14 protein-coding genes and 2 pseudogenes are annotated in these 16,587 nt (G+C 67.9%); 11 read left to right on the top strand and 5 right to left on the bottom strand.

Annotated features, from left to right (window positions below; genetic code table 11):
• Positions 1-268 (top strand): hypothetical protein (locus A9975_RS37815; protein WP_220810838.1); only part of this gene is annotated, 268 nt, incomplete at its 5' end.
• Positions 269-934: 666 nt separating this feature from the next.
• Here A9975_RS37815 and A9975_RS21155 read toward each other — a convergent pair.
• The 3 genes and pseudogenes from A9975_RS21155 to A9975_RS21145 all read right to left on the bottom strand — a co-directional run.
• On the bottom strand, positions 935-1,984 hold the full coding sequence (locus A9975_RS21155) for a tripartite tricarboxylate transporter substrate binding protein (protein ID WP_183034521.1): 1,050 nt from the start codon (positions 1,982-1,984) through the stop codon (positions 935-937).
• A gap of 204 nt (positions 1,985-2,188) precedes the next feature.
• Positions 2,189-5,116: a DEAD/DEAH box helicase gene (locus A9975_RS21150; protein WP_370565139.1), complete on the bottom strand. Its 2,928-nt coding sequence runs from the start codon at positions 5,114-5,116 to the stop codon at positions 2,189-2,191.
• A gap of 1,076 nt (positions 5,117-6,192) precedes the next feature.
• Positions 6,193-6,409, bottom strand: a pseudogene (locus A9975_RS21145) (branched chain amino acid aminotransferase); the annotation flags it as partial.
• Between the two features lie 134 nt (positions 6,410-6,543).
• Here A9975_RS21145 and A9975_RS21140 point away from each other — a divergent pair.
• The 5 genes from A9975_RS21140 to A9975_RS21120 all read left to right on the top strand — a co-directional run bounded on the left by A9975_RS21140 (position 6,544) and on the right by A9975_RS21120 (position 10,226).
• Positions 6,544-6,738 (top strand): zinc-finger domain-containing protein, encoded by a 195-nt coding sequence (locus A9975_RS21140; protein ID WP_006158072.1) that lies wholly within the window; start codon positions 6,544-6,546, stop codon positions 6,736-6,738.
• A 121-nt stretch (positions 6,739-6,859) separates the two neighbouring features.
• Positions 6,860-7,882, top strand: a complete 1,023-nt coding sequence (gene waaF / locus A9975_RS21135) for a lipopolysaccharide heptosyltransferase II (protein WP_183034520.1) — start codon at positions 6,860-6,862, stop codon at positions 7,880-7,882.
• Between the two features lie 57 nt (positions 7,883-7,939).
• A complete protein-coding gene (locus A9975_RS21130) occupies positions 7,940-8,380 on the top strand; it encodes a nuclear transport factor 2 family protein (RefSeq protein ID WP_150991864.1) in 441 nt (146 codons plus the stop codon).
• Between the two features lie 70 nt (positions 8,381-8,450).
• Complete coding sequence (locus A9975_RS21125; RefSeq protein ID WP_183034519.1) at positions 8,451-9,518, top strand: alpha/beta fold hydrolase; 1,068 nt, start codon at positions 8,451-8,453, stop codon at positions 9,516-9,518.
• A 114-nt stretch (positions 9,519-9,632) separates the two neighbouring features.
• Complete coding sequence (locus tag A9975_RS21120) at positions 9,633-10,226, top strand: DUF2946 family protein (RefSeq protein ID WP_183034518.1); 594 nt, start codon at positions 9,633-9,635, stop codon at positions 10,224-10,226.
• A 22-nt stretch (positions 10,227-10,248) separates the two neighbouring features.
• Here the strand turns inward: A9975_RS21120 and A9975_RS21115 are convergent, their stop codons facing one another.
• The gene (locus A9975_RS21115; RefSeq protein WP_183034517.1) at positions 10,249-11,958 is read right to left on the bottom strand and encodes a M48 family metalloprotease; all 1,710 of its coding nucleotides are present in this window, start codon (positions 11,956-11,958) and stop codon (positions 10,249-10,251) included.
• A gap of 190 nt (positions 11,959-12,148) precedes the next feature.
• On the opposite strand from A9975_RS21115, the gene moaC reads away from it, so the two are divergent.
• The 5 genes and pseudogenes from moaC (at position 12,149) to A9975_RS21090 (ending at position 14,624) form a co-directional block, all read left to right on the top strand.
• Positions 12,149-12,631 (top strand): cyclic pyranopterin monophosphate synthase MoaC, encoded by a 483-nt coding sequence (gene moaC / locus A9975_RS21110; RefSeq protein ID WP_150991868.1) that lies wholly within the window; start codon positions 12,149-12,151, stop codon positions 12,629-12,631.
• A 167-nt stretch (positions 12,632-12,798) separates the two neighbouring features.
• Positions 12,799-13,149: a hypothetical protein gene (locus tag A9975_RS21105; protein WP_183034516.1), complete on the top strand. Its 351-nt coding sequence runs from the start codon at positions 12,799-12,801 to the stop codon at positions 13,147-13,149.
• 32 nt (positions 13,150-13,181) lie between these two features.
• Positions 13,182-13,331 (top strand): annotated as a pseudogene (locus A9975_RS38145) (cyclic pyranopterin monophosphate synthase MoaC); the annotation flags it as partial.
• 221 nt (positions 13,332-13,552) lie between these two features.
• A complete protein-coding gene (locus A9975_RS21095; RefSeq protein WP_183034514.1) occupies positions 13,553-14,005 on the top strand; it encodes a hypothetical protein in 453 nt (150 codons plus the stop codon).
• Between the two features lie 121 nt (positions 14,006-14,126).
• Entirely contained in the window at positions 14,127-14,624 is a 498-nt protein-coding gene (locus tag A9975_RS21090; protein WP_370565137.1) for a YMGG-like glycine zipper-containing protein, read from the top strand.
• A 34-nt stretch (positions 14,625-14,658) separates the two neighbouring features.
• Here the strand turns inward: A9975_RS21090 and A9975_RS21085 are convergent, their stop codons facing one another.
• Positions 14,659-16,530 (bottom strand): Wzy polymerase domain-containing protein, encoded by a 1,872-nt coding sequence (locus A9975_RS21085; protein WP_183034512.1) that lies wholly within the window; start codon positions 16,528-16,530, stop codon positions 14,659-14,661.
• Positions 16,531-16,587: the final 57 nt, after the last annotated feature.

The raw sequence follows: 16,587 nt of genomic DNA, 5'->3' as shown, positions 1-16,587 counted from the left end.
CTTGTTGAGGGGTGGGCTGGTTGGCTGGCTGGCTGGCGCTTGTGGTTGGTTTGCTGCGGCGTTGGTTTTTGCACCCAAGGGCCATACGACATCCCCCTGCGGGGGCTGCCGGTCACTTTTCTTTGACCGGCAAAGAAAACTAACGAAAAGAAAGCCGCCCTGCCGGGAGCAGAGCAATCAGGCTGTTTTTGCCTCGGTGGTTGCGTCGTACGGCCCGGAGTGTTGGCTAGCGAATCCTACCGGCCCCAAGGACATCATTTCTGCATGACCTATGGGTTACGTCGTGCAGCCCCTGACCTCGTGTGCGGTGACCGTTCCCACATCTGCCGTTCGCGGGGCGAAGTGCTGCGCCGTTTCGGGTGTGGCTGGTTTCGTGGTTTTGTCTCGGAGGACGAGCGCGGTGATGTCCGAACGTGTGTGTGAGCGCGGCCCTCGCGGACGGTCACGGTGCCCACCACGAAACCAGGGGAGTTGAGAGTAAGGCACCGCTCGCGCCGGTACGGCAGGGCATCAAATGGCCGGGCGCCCGCCGCCAGAGACAAAACCACGAAACCACCAAGGCAGGCAGGATCGTGGTGCTACGCACCGCGAACGGCAGATGCCCGAACGCGCACCGAGCAAAGCGATCAGGGGCACCACCCCGTGACCATTGGGTCATGCCGTAGCGATGACCTCCAAGCCGGTTGGACACGCCAGCCAACACTCCGGGCCGTACGACGCAACCACCGAGGCCCACAAGCCTTATTGCTCTGCCCCCGGCAGGGCGGCTTTCTTTTCGTTAGTTTTCTTTGCCGGTCAAAGAAAAGTGACCGGCAGCCCCCGCAGGGGGATGTCGTATGGCCCTTGGGTGCAAAAACCAACGCCGCATCAATCAAATCCGAAGCTTGGACAAGATCCAACGGTTCTGCCCTTGCACCCAACAACCAACGCCATATCAATCAATAGACGCCCCAACACTCCTAACCACCCCCGCCCACTTCTGCCGATCCGCCTTCACAGTAGTCCTGAACTGCTCAACCGTCTCGATCCGCGGCGAATTCCCCGCCTCGATCAGTTTCTGCCGGATCGCCGGCGTTTCCAGCGCGACCTTGACCGCATCGTTGATCTTCCTGCTGATCTTGGGATCCAGCCCCTTGGGGCCGAAGAAGCCAAACCAGATGGTGCTGTTGAAGCCGGGCAACCCGCTCTCGGCAATCGTCGGCACTTCGGGAATCACTGCCACACGGCTCTTGGTGGTCACGCCAAGCAGCCGCACCTTGCCGGCGCGATATTGCGGCAACACGCTCTGCACCTGATTAAAAATGCAGCAGACCTCGCCCTTGAGCACGGCTTGCAGCGCATCGGGGCCGCCCTTGTACGGCACATGGACCATATCCAGGCCGGCGCGCGCGTTGAATTCGGCGAAGGCCAGGTGCGTGCCGGTGCCGTTGCCGGTCGACGCGTAGTTGTACTTGCCGGGGTTGGCCTTGACCTTCTCGATGAACTCCTTGACCGACTTCACGTCGATCACGGCGGGATTCACGGTCAGCACGTTGGAGACTTCCACCAGCGGCGCGACAGGCGTGAAATCGGCTTCGGCGTCGAACGGCAGGCTCTTGTACAGGGCCGGGTTGATGCCGTGGGTGGCGGCGGTGCCGAGCAGCAGCGTGTAGCCGTCGGGCTTGGCATGGGCCACCACTTCGGAGGCCACGTTGCCACCAGCGCCGGGGCGGTAGTCATAGATGATGGTGGCCTTGAGCGACTTCTGCAGCGATTCCTGCAGCGTGCGTCCTACCATGTCCACGCCGGAGCCGGCGGTAAAGCCCATCAGGATGGTGATCGGCTGGGTCGGCCAGGCCGGGTCCTGCGCGCGGGCCGGTGCGGCCAGCGTGCCTAGCGCGGCCAGCAAGCCAAGGCCGGCGGCCAGGCGGGAAGCGCGGGACGAACGAGACGAACGAGACGAATGGAAAGCGGACGAGATGCGGCGGGTAGCAGTGCGGAACATGGGGGTACCGTCGAAAAGTGGAATGCGGGTCGGGGCTGCCGGCCGGGGTCTGGCGCCCCGGGCCAAAACAGCAAGATACCAACGATCCGCCGCATTACCAACGATGGAGTTCGCTTGAAGGTATGCCATGTTGGTATAAGCAGACATGGACCGGCGTCCCGCCGCCACCCGCACAGGTGAAAGGCGAAAGCGCCCCTTGCACCCCTAGCTGCGCAGCAGCCCCACCAGTTCGTCGATGTCGGGCAGCGCCGCCGCCGTGCCGATGAATCCGGCCCCGGCGTCCTCGCCCGCCTCCAGGATGCCATCGGCCAGCGCGCGCTTGCCGTGATGCAGCGTGAGGATGCGTTCCTCGATGGTGCCTGCGCTGATCAGCCGGTAGACGGTCACCGGGCGCTGCTGCCCGATGCGGTGGGCGCGGCCCATGGCCTGGTCCTCTGCCGCCGGGTTCCACCAGGGGTCGGCGATGATCACGTAGTCGGCGGCCGTCAGGTTGAGGCCGAAGCCGCCGGCCTTCAGGCTGATCAGGAAGACATCGCCCTCGCCGGCCTGGAACGCCGCCACGCGCCGCGTGCGCTCGGCCGCCGGCGTGGCGCCGTCGAGGTACTGCCAGGCCAGGCCGGCCTCGTCCAGCCCCTGGCGCAGCAGTTGCAGGAAGTCGACGAACTGGCTGAAGACCAGCGTCTTGTGCCCGTTGGCGGCCAGCTCGCCCGCCAGTTGCACGAAGGCGCGCACCTTGGCGCCCGCCTGCCCGAGTTCCAGTTGCAGCTCGGGCGTGACCAGGCGCGCGTCGCAGGCGGCGCGCCGCATCCGCATGAGTTGCGCCAGCACATGGATGCGCGCCTCGGCGGCGGGCTGGCCGGCGGCGGTCTTGCGGGCCTTCGGGCCTTTGACCACGGCCTCGGCTTCGGCGAGCGCCTGGCGGCGCAGCGCTTCATAGTGGGCCGCCTCGATCGGGTCCTGCTCGATGCGCAACACCAGTTCGGTGCGCGGCGGCAGTTCGTCCAGCACCTGGGCCTTGGTCCGGCGCAGCACGAACGGCGCGATCATGCGGCGCAGCCGCTGGGCCGCCTCGCGCACGCCATTGCGCTCGATCGGCACGGCGAAGTGCTCGTTGAAGCGGGCCAGCGAGCCGAGCAGGCCGGGGTTGCAAAAACGCATGATCGACCACAGCTCGGCCAGCCGGTTTTCCACCGGTGTGCCCGACAGCGCCATGCGGAAATCGGCCCGCAGCTCGAACACCGCTTGCGAGCGTTTGGTGGCGGCGTTCTTGAACGCCTGCGCTTCGTCGGCCACCACCGTGTGCCACGCGCGCTGGCAGAAGGCGTCGCGCGCCTGCAGCAGCAGCGTGTACGAGACGATCACCACGTCATGCGGGCCGGCCTGTTCCAGCAAGGCCGCGCGCTCGCCCTCGGCATAGATGTGCACGCGCAGCGTCGGCGCGAAGCGCCTTGCCTCTTCGGCCCAGTTGCCGCACACGGAGGTCGGCGCGATCACCAGCGCGGCGCCGCCGTCAGCGCGCGCCAGCATCACGGCGAGCGCCTGCAGCGTCTTGCCCAGCCCCATGTCGTCTGCCAGGCAGGCGCCGAAGCCGGCCTCGGCGAGCGACATGGCCCAGCGGAAGCCGTCTTCCTGGTAGGGCCGCAGTTGCGCGGCCAGGTTGGCCGGCAGCACGGCGTCGCTGTTGCGCGCCCGGCGCAGCCGCGCCACGCGCTGGCGGAAATGCTGGTCGGGGTCGATGCCGGCGCCGGCCAGCACGTCGTCCAGCCAGGGCGCCGCCATCAGCGGGACCTTGATGCCGTCGGGCACGTTGTGCGCCACGCTGGCCAGGTCGCGCAGCCTGGCGCGCAGGCTACGCGTGAGCGCCACGTACACGCCCTGCCCCATCGGCATGAAGCGCCCGGCATGGCTGCCGGCCCAGGCCAGTAACTCGCCGAGCTGCAGCACCAGTCCCTCGGCCACGCCCAGCTCGCCGACCAGCTTGAACCATTCGCTCTCGGTTTCGATATGCACCGCCAGTTGCGGGATGTCGGCACCCACCACGCGGATTTCCTTGCCCCGGGGCCACTCCACCGCCAGCACGGCGGGCAGCCCGGGCAATTGCTCGACCACCGACAACGCTTCCTCCGGGTCGGCCAGGGTCCAGTCGTATTCGCCGCTTTCGGGCGAGCGCGGCACCAGGAAGGGCAGCGCGTCGAACACTTCAGCCACGCTCGCCAACTCAGCCTTGAGGTCGCGCACCGTGGCCAGGCTCTCCCCTTTGACCGCCGCCATCAGGCGCTCGCGCCCGCTGCCCGGGGCCAGCCGTGGCCCGAGGGGACCCAGCGGCGTCACCACCAGGCGCAGCGAAAGGCCTTCGCCCAGCGGGGACAACTCGGCGCGCAGCCGGCTCTCGGTCTCGAGCTCGCGGGCGCTGCCGTCATGGTCAGAGTGCACCTGGAAATGACCGGACAGCGCGCGCAGCGTGGCGTCGAGCTGCGCATGGGCCTCGGCCGGCACCGCCAGCCCGTCGGCGATCAGTTGCGCCGCGCCCTGCTGCGCAGGCGTGAGGCGGATCACGCGCAGGCGCTGCGAGCCTTCGCGCAGCACGGTGATCTGGCGCAAGGCCTCGGCGTCCGCGCGGCTGCCGGCGGGCAGGAAGCTGTCCATCGCCGGGGCCTCGCGCACCGGGGGCGAGACCCGCAAGGTGTAGCGGCCGCCCTGGCGCACCACTTCCAGCGTGGGGGCGCCCTCCACCACTTCCAGCGTCTGCTCGGGCGCCTGCGCCAGCACCACGCCCGGATGCCCGACCAGCGCCAGCATGGCGGCGGCGCGATCGAGCACGTAGCGGCGGTGATAGGACTGGTCGCGGCGGACCGCACGGGCGACACGGGCGTCCCACGGCTCCAGCCGGTCGTCTTCGGCAAGGCGGGCCAGCGGCACGGGACGCGGCTTGTTCCAGCCGCGCGGGCCGCGCTGCTGCTCCAGCGGCTCGATGGTGCCGACCGCGCCGTCGGCGTCGATGGTCAACGCCCACAACAGGCGGCTGGCGCTGGCGCCGTCGGGCGCGCGCGTCTCGCCCGCCAGGGCCTGCAACGCTTCGAGCGCGAGCCGCCAGCTTTCCTGGCGCTGGCCGGCGAAGAAAGCTTGCGGCACCGGCTCGCCCGCTTCCAGCGCCAGCGCGGCGTCCAGTTGCTGCGCGAACCAGTGCAGGCCGCAGCCTTGCAGGCGCGCGCGCAGGGCCGCAACGGCCTCGGCGCGGGCGGCCGCCGGCTGGCGCCGTCCGCTGGCTTGCTTTACGTCGCCGAGCCAGGCGCGCAGCAGCACGCGCCAGAACTGCGCAAGCGGCGGCACCTCGGGGCGCAATTCGAACGCGGACTCGTCCAGCCGCGCATCCCCCTTGTGCACGGCCAGCACGTGGCACCACAGCCCCCAGCGCTCGGTCGGCACCGGGCTGCGCGTGCCCGCTTCCGCCTGGCAGAATTTGCGGGCCTGTTCGAGGTGGGCCGGCGTGCGCTGGGCCAGCAAGGACAGCGGGTAGCAAGGCGCCAGCGAGGGCGGCAACAAGCCGGTTCGCTGGCGCCTTTCGGTCCGTAGCCGCTTGAGCGCAGCCTCGAAGCCCGCCTGCGCGGCTGGCCAGTCACCTTCCTGCAAGTGGGCAAAAGCACGCAGGGCGTCGCCATCGCCGCCGCCGGCGTCGCCCGTCGTGGCTAGCAAGGCCAGGGCCGCCGGGCGCTCGCCGGCGTACAGCCGGCCCTCGGCCAGCGCGGTGCGAATGGGGACCGGCAGCGCCTGCGGATCGTCGGCGTGGCAGGCCAGCCCGTAATCCACGTAGGGCTGGAAGCGGGGATCCCAGTCGAAATAGAGACAGTCCAGGATCGCCAGCAAGATGCGCCAGCGCCAGGGTGGCACCACCCGGTCCAGCAACGCGGCGTCGCCGCTGGCCAACGCCGCTTCCACCAGCATTTCGGCGCGCTCGGCTCCCTGCCCCCAAGGCGCCAGCATTTCGCCGATCGCCGCCTCCGAGGCGCCTGAGAACAGCATCTCGCGCAGCCGCCTGGCGTGCATGCGGCCTGGTGATTCACGATGGGAGGCGGAGGGTCCAAACGGCGGCGGCAGGGTCACGGGCGGCAGTGGCGGCATACACAATGTGATGATTTTAGACCCCGGCGGGCCCGCCCCCGCGTTGGCACAGGGGGTCCCGGGGTTTACAATGTCTCCTTTGCATGGCTAGGCATCTGCATCTGGAAGATCTTGGCCGAGTTGAACAGGCGGCGGGTGTGCTCCTTGAGGCGGAAGATCGCGGTGCCGGCCGGCGTCTTGTAGGCACGTACGCCTTCAAACACGCCCATGCCGTAGTGCAGCGGTCAGCACATGAACCTTGGCATCGCGCCATTCGATCAACTTGCCGTCCATCCAGATTTTTCCGTCGCGATCCGCCATCGACATGGGTCACTCCCTGCGCGCCGCCCGGGTCCCGAAGGCGCGCCAGGCAATCACGAACCGTTTAACCAGTTAACCAGTCATACTTCAGTCCATCCAACAGACTAAAGATTAAAAACGAAAGCCATCCCCGCAACACCATGACGCAAACCGCCTCCCTGATCGAAATCGGCGCGGAAGACCTTCCGCTGCACTGCCCCACCGGCAACACGCCGACCTGGAACTACCATCCGCGCGTCTTCCTCGACGTGACCGACACCGGCGAAGTGAAGTGCCCGTACTGCGGTACCGTCTACAAGCTCAAGCCCGGCACCGTGATCAAGGGTCACCACTGACACGGCCCACGCTTGACCGCACCACCCCGATGCTCCGGCCCGCCCTGCGGCGCGCTGGAGCGTCGGCGTGCGTGGCGCGCGCAGCAAGCGCCACGCCCACCCTTCCGGCAGCGCCCCATTCATGAAAAAAGCCCTCGTCATCGCCCCCAACTGGATCGGCGACGCCCTGATGGCGCAGCCGCTCTTCACCCTCATGAAAGCGCGCCATCCGCGCCTGCAGATCGACGCCCTCGCCCCTAAATGGGTGGCGCCGGTGCTGGCCCGCATGCCCGAGATCCACCAGGTCTTCCCCAGCGAGCTGGCGCACGGCAAGCTGCAGCTCTCGGCCCGCCTGATGTTCGCCCAGCAGCTCAAGAACGAAGGCTACGACGCAGCCTATGTGCTGCCGAATTCGCTCAAGTCCGCGCTGATCCCCTGGCTGGCCGCGATCCCGCTGCGCGTCGGCTATCGCGGCGAAGCCCGCTTCGGCCTGCTCAATATCCGCCACGGCAACCCGCCCCGCGACCAGCGCCCGCCCATGGTGGAGCACTACGCGCGGCTGGCGCTCAAGCCCGGCGCCCGCCTGCCGGAGAACCTGCCCGAGCCGCGCCTGCGGACCGATCCGGTACGCATGGCCAAGACCGCGGAGCGCTTCGGCATTGCGCCGCAGACGCGCCTGATCGCATTCTGCCCCGGCGCGGAGTTCGGCCCGGCCAAGCGCTGGCCGGCCGCGCATTTCGCCGAGCTGGCGCAGATGCTCAAGCGCTCGTTCCCGTATGCGCAAATGGTCACACTGGGCTCGCCCAAGGACGCCGAGATCGCCGACGAGATCGTCAAGGCCGCCCCCTTCGTGCGCAACCTGTGCGGCCAGACCTCGCTGGACGATGCGGTCGACCTGCTGGCGATGTCGGAAGCCGCCGTGTGCAACGACTCCGGCCTGATGCACGTCACCGCGGCGCTGAACCGGCCACAGGTGGCGGTGTTCGGCTCCAGTGACCCGCGCCATACACCCCCGCTGTCGCAGGCTGCGAGTATCATGTGGCTGCAGCTCGAATGCAGTCCGTGCTTCAAGCGCGAGTGCCCGCTTGGCCACCTGCGCTGCCTGAAGGACATCGAGCCCGAAATGGTGTTTGTGGAGCTGCGCAAGCTCCTGCACCGGGCCTGAAGCGCTGACCCGCCGTTCGTGTTTATCCGGCCAACGAATCCCTGAGCCCAGTCCACCATGCCTCGTTTTGCCCGCCTGTTCGATTCCGCCGAAGACATCGTAGAAGCCTTTCGCGAGGCCATGAAGCTACGCGATGCCGACGGCGCGCTGCGCCTGTGGCTGGATGAGGACTCGGTTACCTGCGTGATGCCGGACGGCCAGCGCCTGATCGGCCACGAGCACCTGCGCCAGGCCTTTGCGCAGCTGCTGGACGTACAGCCGGTGCTGATCGACGTGATCGAGACCAGCAGCCATACCTCGATGGGCGTCGCCATCTTCGACGTGACCGAAGCCCTGCGCTTTGGCGACGACCGCGTCGAAGCCGACCTCTATGTGCACACCACCTATGTGCTGATGCAGAACCACGAGGGCTGGCGCCTGGCGCACATCCATTGCAGTCCGGCCAACGCCGCCCAGGTCGCGACCGTGAGCACGGCGCCGGGCCAGGCCCTCCACTAGGATTGGACGCGGCGTGACGGGCCGGCCAGCCCGTCACGCGCGTCGCTTGACCGCCTATCGCCTTGCAGGCATGAGCCAGCTTCCGCCTTCGCACCACCGGCCCGCGCCGGACGACCTCCGCGCCACCGATTCGTTCGGCGGCGGCCGCCGCATGCCTTGGTGGCTCGCCGGCGGGCATGCGCAGACCATCATTCCGGCGCGCTTCACACAGCGCCCGCCGCGCGTGACCTTCAAGCGCGAGCGCTGGACCACCCCGGACGATGACTTCGTCGACCTGGACTGGACCACGCACCCGGTCACGCCCGATACCCCGCTGCTGGTGATGTTCCATGGCCTGGAAGGCGACTCCGGCAGCCATTACGCGCAGGCCATGATGCATGCGCTGGCATTGCGCGGCTGGCAGGGCGTGATCCCGCACTTTCGTGGCTGCTCGGGTGAGTTGAACCTGGCGCCGCGCTTCTATCACTCGGGCGATGCCGAGGAGCTCCACTGGATCCTGGAGCGGCTGCACCGGCAGTACTGCGGCCACGGGCGCAAGCTGCTGGTGGTGGGCATTTCGCTCGGCGGCAATGCCCTGCTGCGCTTGCTGGGCGAACAAGGCAGCGCCGCGGGCCATATCAGCGCGGCGGCATCGGTCTCGGCGCCGCTGGACCTGGCCGGCGGCGGCGCGGCGCTGTCGCAAGGCTTCAACATGCTGTACACGCGCATGTTCCTGCAAACCCTGAAGCGCAAGTCGCTGGCCAAGCTGAGCCAATATCCCCGGCTGTTCGACCGCCAAGCCATGCTCTCCAGCCGCGACCTGTACGCCTTCGACAATATCGTGACGGCGCCGCTGCATGGCTTTCGCGATACCGATGACTACTGGGCACGCGCGTCCAGCAAGCCGGTGCTAGGCGAAATCAAGGTGCCCACACTGGTGCTCAACGCGCGCAACGATCCCTTCCTGCCGGCGCGCCACCTGCCGGGCCCCGCTGATGTCAGCCCGCAGGTCTGGCTGGAGCAGCCCAAGCATGGCGGTCACGTTGGTTTCATGACACCGCGCGAAGATTGGCTGCGCGCGCTGCCGGTGCTGCCCTATGCGGGGCATATCGAGTGGCTGCCAGCGCGCATCCTGCGGTTTTTCGACGCCGTGGCTTAGCGCGTGGATTAGCGCAGTGGATTCAATTTCGGGCCGCACCCGCGGCTCAGCGTCACCAGAACGAATGCGAGCGGGATGCCCGGGCACGGGTGGTCCCGCAAGGAGGCACCGAAGATGGATGAGACAGTCAAGCAAGCCATGGCCCGCTGGCCCAACGTACCCAACTGCTACGGCTGGCTGGCGCTGGACCGGCGCGGGCAATGGCGCATGCGCAACGAGTACGCCCAGCAGCACGGCCTGTCCGGCGACCCGATCCGCCACGAGGCGCTGATCGCTTTTATCGAGCGCAACTACCAGCGCGACGAACGCGGTGGCTGGTATTTCCAGAACGGCCCGCAGCGCGTGTTCGTGTCGCTGGCCTATGCGCCGTGGATCGTGCGGCTGCACCAGGGCAAGCTGCACACCACCTCGCAGCGCGCCTTCACGCTGCACGGCTGCCATGCGGACGAGCACGGCAACGTGGTGCTGGTGGGCACGGTGGAAGGTGATAGCGCTGGCGGCCTGCAAGCCGCGCTGCTGCACGACCACGACCTGGATGGCTTTAGCAGCGCCTGCACCTGGCATGGCGAGGCCTGCGGGGCCAATCTCGGCGTGTTTCACTTCAACGGCGCCGACGTGCAGATCGAGCCGATCGCCGAGGACGAAGTGCCGGCGCGCTACGGCTTTGTGCGCCAGCCGCAACCGCCTGCGGGAGAACAAGCGGCCTGAGCAGGCGGCCTGAGCCTGGGCGTCAGTTAGGCATGCCCTTGTTGTCCTGCTTTTCCTCGCGGTACTGGCGCTCCAGCTGGTGCAGCCGCGCATCGACTTCCGACAGCGTGTAGAAATCGCCGTCGCCCGCCTTGCGTGCGATCTGCAACTGCTCGATGGCGGCCTGGTAGGCGCCATCCATCGCGTATTTCTCCGCCAGCGCCTGGTGCTGCTGCACGCGCCGGCCCTGCGCGGCATAGGCCCGCGCCAGCAGATCCCACCACTCGGAGCGGGCGATTTCCTCGCGCGTGCGCTCGCGCAGGAAGGTCACCGCCTGGTCCGTGCGGCCGGCGTCGAGCAAGGTCGCGGCATAGCTCAGCGCCAACGCGTGCGACAACGGGAACGCTTTCATCGACGCCGCCGCCTGGTTCAGCGCGTCCTGCTTCCGGCCCTGGGCACGCGCCAGCTCGATCGCCATCACATCCAGCATGGGGCTGCCCGAGGTAGCGCCCGGGATCGTGCCGTACAAGCGGCGGGCTTCGGCCAGCGACTGCTCGGCCGCGGCGTTGCGGCCCAGACGCTGCTCGGCGAACGCGATGCCGTAGTGGAGCGCGGGCAAGCGCGCCGGCGAGGCCGACGCCAGTTGCGCCTGCAGCGCCGCGCGCGCGTTCTGCAGATCGCTAGGCGAGGTTTCCTGCAGGATGCGGGCGCGCATGCGCGCGAACTCGTACTCGGGCGTGCTCGCCACGTGGCGCACCGCCACATGGCTCACGCGGTCCTGCATGTCGGCGATGCGCTCCGAGGTGAGCGGGTGGGTGCGCACGTACGACGGCACCGAGCTTTCCGAAATCCCCATCACGCGCTGCAGCCGCTTGAAGAAGTCAGGCATGCCCTGCGGGTCAAACCCGGCAGCGGTCATGATCTGGAAGCCGACCCGGTCGGCCTCGCGCTCCGCGCCACGCGAGAAAGACAGCTGGTTGGACACCGCCGCCGCCTGCCCGCCCATGGCCAGCGCCGCGGCCGCGTCGCCGCTCTTGGTGGCGGCCAGCCCGGCCAGCACCATCGAGGCCAGCGCGATCCACATCGACTGGTCCTGCGTGGTGATGCCGCGCGCGATATGCCGCTGCATCACGTGGCCGATTTCGTGGCCCAGCACCGAGGCCAGCTCGGACTCGGTATCGGACTGCACCAGCAGGCCGGTGTGCACGCCGATATACCCGCCGGGCAGCGCAAAGGCGTTGATGGTGCGATCGCGCACCGCGAACAGCTCGAACCCCGTGGCAAAGGTGCCGGCGCCGGTGGAGCCGGAGATGTTCTGCCGGCGCGCCGCCTGCACCAGGCGATAGCCAAGCGCGTTCAGGTAGTCGGCCAGCAGCGGATCGGACACATAGTCCGGGTCGCGCCGGATGTCGCGCATGATGCGGTCGCCCAGGCGCCGCTCCATGTCGGGCGTGAGCGACGCGGTGGACGGATCGCCCAGGTCGGGCAGTTGCACGCCCGAGGTCTCCACCACGGTGTTGTTGCTACGCAGGCCAAAATCGGATTTCTGCCCCGCCTTCACGCTGCGGTTCAGGTTGTCGTAGACCTGGTCGCTGCCGTCGCGGCTATCGCTCCCCGGCGCGGCCGCCGCCGCAGTACGCGTGGGGTCGTTGAGCAGCAGGCGCTGCTGGGGCCAGGCGGGCAACGCGATCGTCAGCGCCACCAGCGCCACCAGCGAGCGGCGGGCAAGGCCCACGGGAGTCCAGGAAGACATGAGGCGCGCCTGGCGGGCAGGCGAGGAGAGCGCTCCGGCGAGCGTTTGATTCTTGCGCATGTTGCTATGATAGCGGCCTCCGGAAGCCATTCCCATCGGGCGTCGCCCGGTCTTGCCACGCCCTGCCCCGGCATGCGCGGCAAGCGCATCCGTCACGCATTCATTCCCCCGCATCCGCCAGGTCCACGCCATGAGCCAGCTCACCCATTTCGATTCCGCCGGACAAGCCCATATGGTCGACGTCGGCGCCAAGGCGCACAGCCACCGCGTGGCCATCGCCACCGGCACCATCACCATGCTGCCCGCCACCTTTGCGCTGGTGCGCGACGGCACGGCCAAGAAGGGCGACGTGCTAGGCATCGCCCGCGTGGCCGCCATCATGGCCACCAAGCGCACCGCCGACCTGATCCCGCTATGCCACCCGATCTCGCTCACCAAGGTGGCGGTGGACTACGCAATGGACGAGGCCAGCGCCACCATCCGCTGCACCGTACGCACCGAGACCCACGGCCAGACCGGCGTGGAAATGGAAGCGCTGACCGGCGTGCAGGTGGCGCTGCTGACCATCTACGACATGTGCAAGGCGGTGGACCGGGGCATGGTGATGGGGGATGTTAAGTTGCTGGAGAAGCATGGCGGGAAATCGGGGGATTGGGTGGCGGAAAAGACCTAAGCATCTGATTTCATTGGGCTATCTTCAGCGTTTGAAGTTCGCAAAAACTCGGCCAGAACTGACACTTCAGAACGCTGACAGCATTGCGGGGTATGTGATCTATGAGCGCGGCTAACATCGTTCTTGCACTGTCAGCATTCTTGTCGATGCAGTGCGCGCATGCGTGCATGCCAGGCAAGAACATCGACGTTTACTTCGCGTCCAACTCAAGTGTCGTGACCGCATCCGAAATGCTGCGCCTGGCGAACTGGATGGTCGATCAGCGCATCAAGTACCCGAGGCAAAAGGCCATCACGGTCGGGGGCTATGCCGAGGAAGGCGAGCGTAGCCCCAAATCTCTGGCGGCGGAACGTCTCCACGCGGTCGCGCGTACCTTGAAAGAGACGAACTTCAATCAGGTGCCTGTGCAAGAACACTTTGGCGTGTACAGGCCGGGCGATGTGAGCAACGGGAGGCGTGTCGAAATCTCCCTGCTTCCGGCCTGCCCTGACGAATGTTGCGGGCCAAGCGGAAGGTAGAAGAATCCACAGCGATCAGCGATGCAGTTCGCGGCATCGCTTCCGAAGTCGGCGTGCTGGGCATTGCACGCGTGGCCGCCATCATGGCCACCAAGCGCACCTCTGACCTGATCCCGCTATGCCACCCGATCTCGCTCACCAAGGTGGCGGTGGATTACGCAATGGACGAGGCCAGCGCCACCCGCCGCATGTGCCTGATCCGCGTCGCCGATATGAGCCGCCTTTCTTGTCAATCCTGACACAGTCCCGCGCCGGCGCCGCTTCCGCTGTAACAAGCGTAACGCCGCATTTCGCCAGAGGGCGGCGCGTCGCGGCGCGCGGCAAATTGGTATTCAATGCAGTTAGGAGGCGCAAGCTGCGCTGCCAGCGGAACCACGTTCCGCGTCGATCCAAGGTGGGCAACATGAACGGGCGTAGGGTTGGCCAGCTTTTGCTGGTGTTGGCGGCGCTGGGCGCGAGCGGTACCGCGCTGGCGGGAAGAGGTGGCGGTGGAGGCTGGCACGGTGGTGGTGGATGGCACGGCGGCGGCGGCTGGCATGGCGGCTGGCACGGCGGCGTAGGCGTCTATATCGGCCCCGGATTCGGCTACGGCTATGGGTGGGGCTACCCCTACCCGTACTACTATCCGCCCGGCTACGCCTATGGGCCCGCGGTCGTCGGGGTACCTGCGGCGCCGGCGCAGTACATCGAGCAAGGCCAGGACGGCACGATGGAAATGGACAACGGCGGTGTCGCGGCACCCGCGCCCCAGCAGCAGGCGTACTGGTACCACTGCACGCGGCCGGATGGCTACTACCCGTATATCAAGGCCTGCCCTGGCGGCTGGCAGAAGGTGCCGGCACAGCCACCCGCCTGACGCCTGATGCGTGCCTGATGCGTGCCTGATGCGTGCCTGATGCCCGCCTGATTTCCGATGACCGAGGTACCGAGGTGCCGAGATGAACGTCCTTAACCACTTCAACCGCCCCAGCCTGCCAATGCTGCTGAGCCTGCCGCTCGCGGCGATGGTGCTGGCCGGGTGCGCGGTGATGCCCAGCGGGCCAAGCGTGATGGTGTTGCCAGGCACCGGCAAGAACTTCGACCAGTTCCGGGCCGACGACAACATTTGCCGCCAGTTCGCCTTTGGACAGGTGGGCGGCGTCACCGCCAATCAGGCTGCCGCCAATAGCGCGGTAGGCAGTGCCGTGGTGGGCACCGCCTTGGGCGCGGCGGCCGGCGCGGCCTTCAATGGCGGCACGGGCGCGGCGGTGGGTGCTGGGGTCGGCCTGCTTACCGGCGCGGCGGTAGGGGCAGGCAATGCCCAGTATGCAGGCTACGGCAGCCAGCGCCAGTACGACGCGGCGTATGTGCAATGCATGTACGCAAGCGGCAACCGGGTGCCGGTCTACGGCCATATGGCCTCGGCCCCGCGTCCAGTGGCTGCGCCAACGTACTACTACCCGCCACCGCCGCCCCCGGGCTACGGGCCGCAATAGCCCGGCGCGGCGCAGCTTGGGGAGCCGGGGAGGCTCACTCCGGTTTATGTTTCGCGCGCAGCTGTACCCAGTCGCAGAAGTCCCGCGGCCGCGCCGCTGCGTCGACTTCAGCGCAGGAGCGAGCGAGTTCCGCGAACTGGTTAGCCTCATCCCCCGCAAAGTAGAAACGCAGGCGCTCCAGCCACGCCCGGGCCTGCACCGGGTCGCCGGTCAGCGCCATCAGCCACGCGGTGCGCGAGATCAGCGTCGGAGTCGGCAGCAGGTGTACCGCGGCGATATGGGCGCCTAGCAACTGCGCTGCGTTCTCCGGCGTGATCCTGGCCTCCTCGATCGCGTCCGACGCGGCAGCCTGCCGGAACCAGAAGTTCGGCATCGGCAATGCGGCCCGGCGCTCGGCACGGGCATACTCGCGCGCCTCCGCACGGCGGTAGTCCTGCCACATTGTCGTCAGGATGGCTGCCGCCACGCCGGCGAATGCCAGGCCCGCCAGCACGGCAAACCCGCGCGGCATGCGCAGCCGGCCGAACCCCGATGGCTCCAGCCAGCCCAGCATGAAGCAGAACGGCAACACAAAATACAAGTAGTGCAGCGGGTACTCCAGCATCGAATGCGCGCACAGCATCGCCAGCCAGGTCAGCACCAGCCCCGTCTGCGCGCGCTCGCGCGCATCCCCGCGCCACAAGCGCTGGCGCGCCACGCGCCATAGCCACGCCAGCAGGCTCAGGAACACACCCGCCGCGCCGATCACGCCCATCTTGGCCAGCATATCCAGCACGGCATTGTGCGCATGCAGCGACATCTCGACTTTCACGCCCACCTGCGCGAGCTGCTGGAACTGCGCCCAGCCATACTCACCCCAGCCCACCCCAAGCCACGGATGGGCGCGGAACATCGCCCACGCGTGCGCCCACATCGCAGCCCGCCACGAGAGCTGGTCGCCCCCCTGCAGCTGCGCCACGGTATCGAACAGGTGCCAGTCCATGGCCTGCCCGGCGCTCTTGATCGCCGGCTGCAGGACCAGCAGCAAAACCACCATGGCCACCGCGGCAAACGCCAGCCCGGCGGGACGCCGCATGGGATTGCGCCCGGCGTGGCCGGCGCGCTGCATGGCGCCCGCGAATCCACCCAGATCGCCCGGACCGCCAAACGCCGCCCCGCCCCGCGCCATCCAGGCAGCAACCAGCGCATACACCGCGGCCAGCCCCACATGCAATACACCCGTGCGCGAGCCGGACAGCACGATGCCGCTCACCAGCAGCAACGCCGCCGCCAGCCAGGCCGGCACCCGCAACCACCCGCGCGCCGCCAGCCACACCGCCGCCGCCAGCGCGATGCCCGCAACCGTCGCCTGGTGATTGGGCTGGTTCAGGTTGCCCCACAAGCGGCGGTTGTCATCGTAAAAGTAAGTGGACACCATCCCCAGCGTGTCCGGCTCCAGGCCAAACACCTGCACCCATTGCGCCAGCGTCCCCAGCAACCCCGCCACCAGCCAGGCGATGGCCAGCACATCCACCATCACCTGCCGCTCCACGGACGACGCAGCACGGCCCTGTCGCCACGCAGCCCACATCACCGCCGCGCCCAGCGCCAGCGAGAGTTCCGTCAGCAACCGGCTACCCGACACATCGGCCATGCCGGTCAGCGTTTGCGTAATGCCGGTGGCGATCAGCCAGAGGGGAAAGAGAATGATCCAGGGGAACTGGGCGGGAACAGCCTGGTAGGCCGTGCTCCTGCCCTGCCGCTGTGCCGAGGCGCCCAGCACGATGACGGCAAGCGCAAACAGCAATGCCGAGGTCCATTCGCCGTAGAAGGTGGCGAGCGGAAGCGTGTGCCGGGAGACCAGCAGCGGTAGCGTGACGGCTACGGCCAGGAAACTGAGAGGGATGGCTGACCGGGAGGGCAGCATGTGGGGTGCCTTGTTATGCCTTGTGGGCAGAAGGCGGATGATAGCTTGGGGAGTGGA

The organism is Cupriavidus sp. UME77, assembly GCF_014170355.1.
Lineage (GTDB): Bacteria > Pseudomonadota > Gammaproteobacteria > Burkholderiales > Burkholderiaceae > Cupriavidus > Cupriavidus basilensis.
The sequence above is the reverse complement of the archived record's forward strand: the minus strand, read 5'-3'. Positions and strand labels throughout refer to the sequence as shown.

Excerpts from the sequence above, each read along its gene's own strand:
- A9975_RS21155 (WP_183034521.1), bottom strand. The coding sequence starts at position 1,984 with ATGTTCCGCACTGCTACCCGCCGCATCTCGTCCGCTTTCCATTCGTCT.
- A9975_RS21140 (WP_006158072.1), top strand. The coding sequence starts at position 6,544 with ATGACGCAAACCGCCTCCCTGATCGAAATCGGCGCGGAAGACCTTCCG.
- waaF (WP_183034520.1), top strand. The coding sequence starts at position 6,860 with ATGAAAAAAGCCCTCGTCATCGCCCCCAACTGGATCGGCGACGCCCTG.
- A9975_RS21130 (WP_150991864.1), top strand. The coding sequence starts at position 7,940 with ATGCCTCGTTTTGCCCGCCTGTTCGATTCCGCCGAAGACATCGTAGAA.
- A9975_RS21125 (WP_183034519.1), top strand. The coding sequence starts at position 8,451 with ATGAGCCAGCTTCCGCCTTCGCACCACCGGCCCGCGCCGGACGACCTC.
- A9975_RS21120 (WP_183034518.1), top strand. The coding sequence starts at position 9,633 with ATGGATGAGACAGTCAAGCAAGCCATGGCCCGCTGGCCCAACGTACCC.
- A9975_RS21115 (WP_183034517.1), bottom strand. The coding sequence starts at position 11,958 with ATGTCTTCCTGGACTCCCGTGGGCCTTGCCCGCCGCTCGCTGGTGGCG.
- moaC (WP_150991868.1), top strand. The coding sequence starts at position 12,149 with ATGAGCCAGCTCACCCATTTCGATTCCGCCGGACAAGCCCATATGGTC.
- A9975_RS21105 (WP_183034516.1), top strand. The coding sequence starts at position 12,799 with ATGCCAGGCAAGAACATCGACGTTTACTTCGCGTCCAACTCAAGTGTC.
- A9975_RS21095 (WP_183034514.1), top strand. The coding sequence starts at position 13,553 with ATGAACGGGCGTAGGGTTGGCCAGCTTTTGCTGGTGTTGGCGGCGCTG.
- A9975_RS21090 (WP_370565137.1), top strand. The coding sequence starts at position 14,127 with ATGCTGCTGAGCCTGCCGCTCGCGGCGATGGTGCTGGCCGGGTGCGCG.
- A9975_RS21085 (WP_183034512.1), bottom strand. The coding sequence starts at position 16,530 with ATGCTGCCCTCCCGGTCAGCCATCCCTCTCAGTTTCCTGGCCGTAGCC.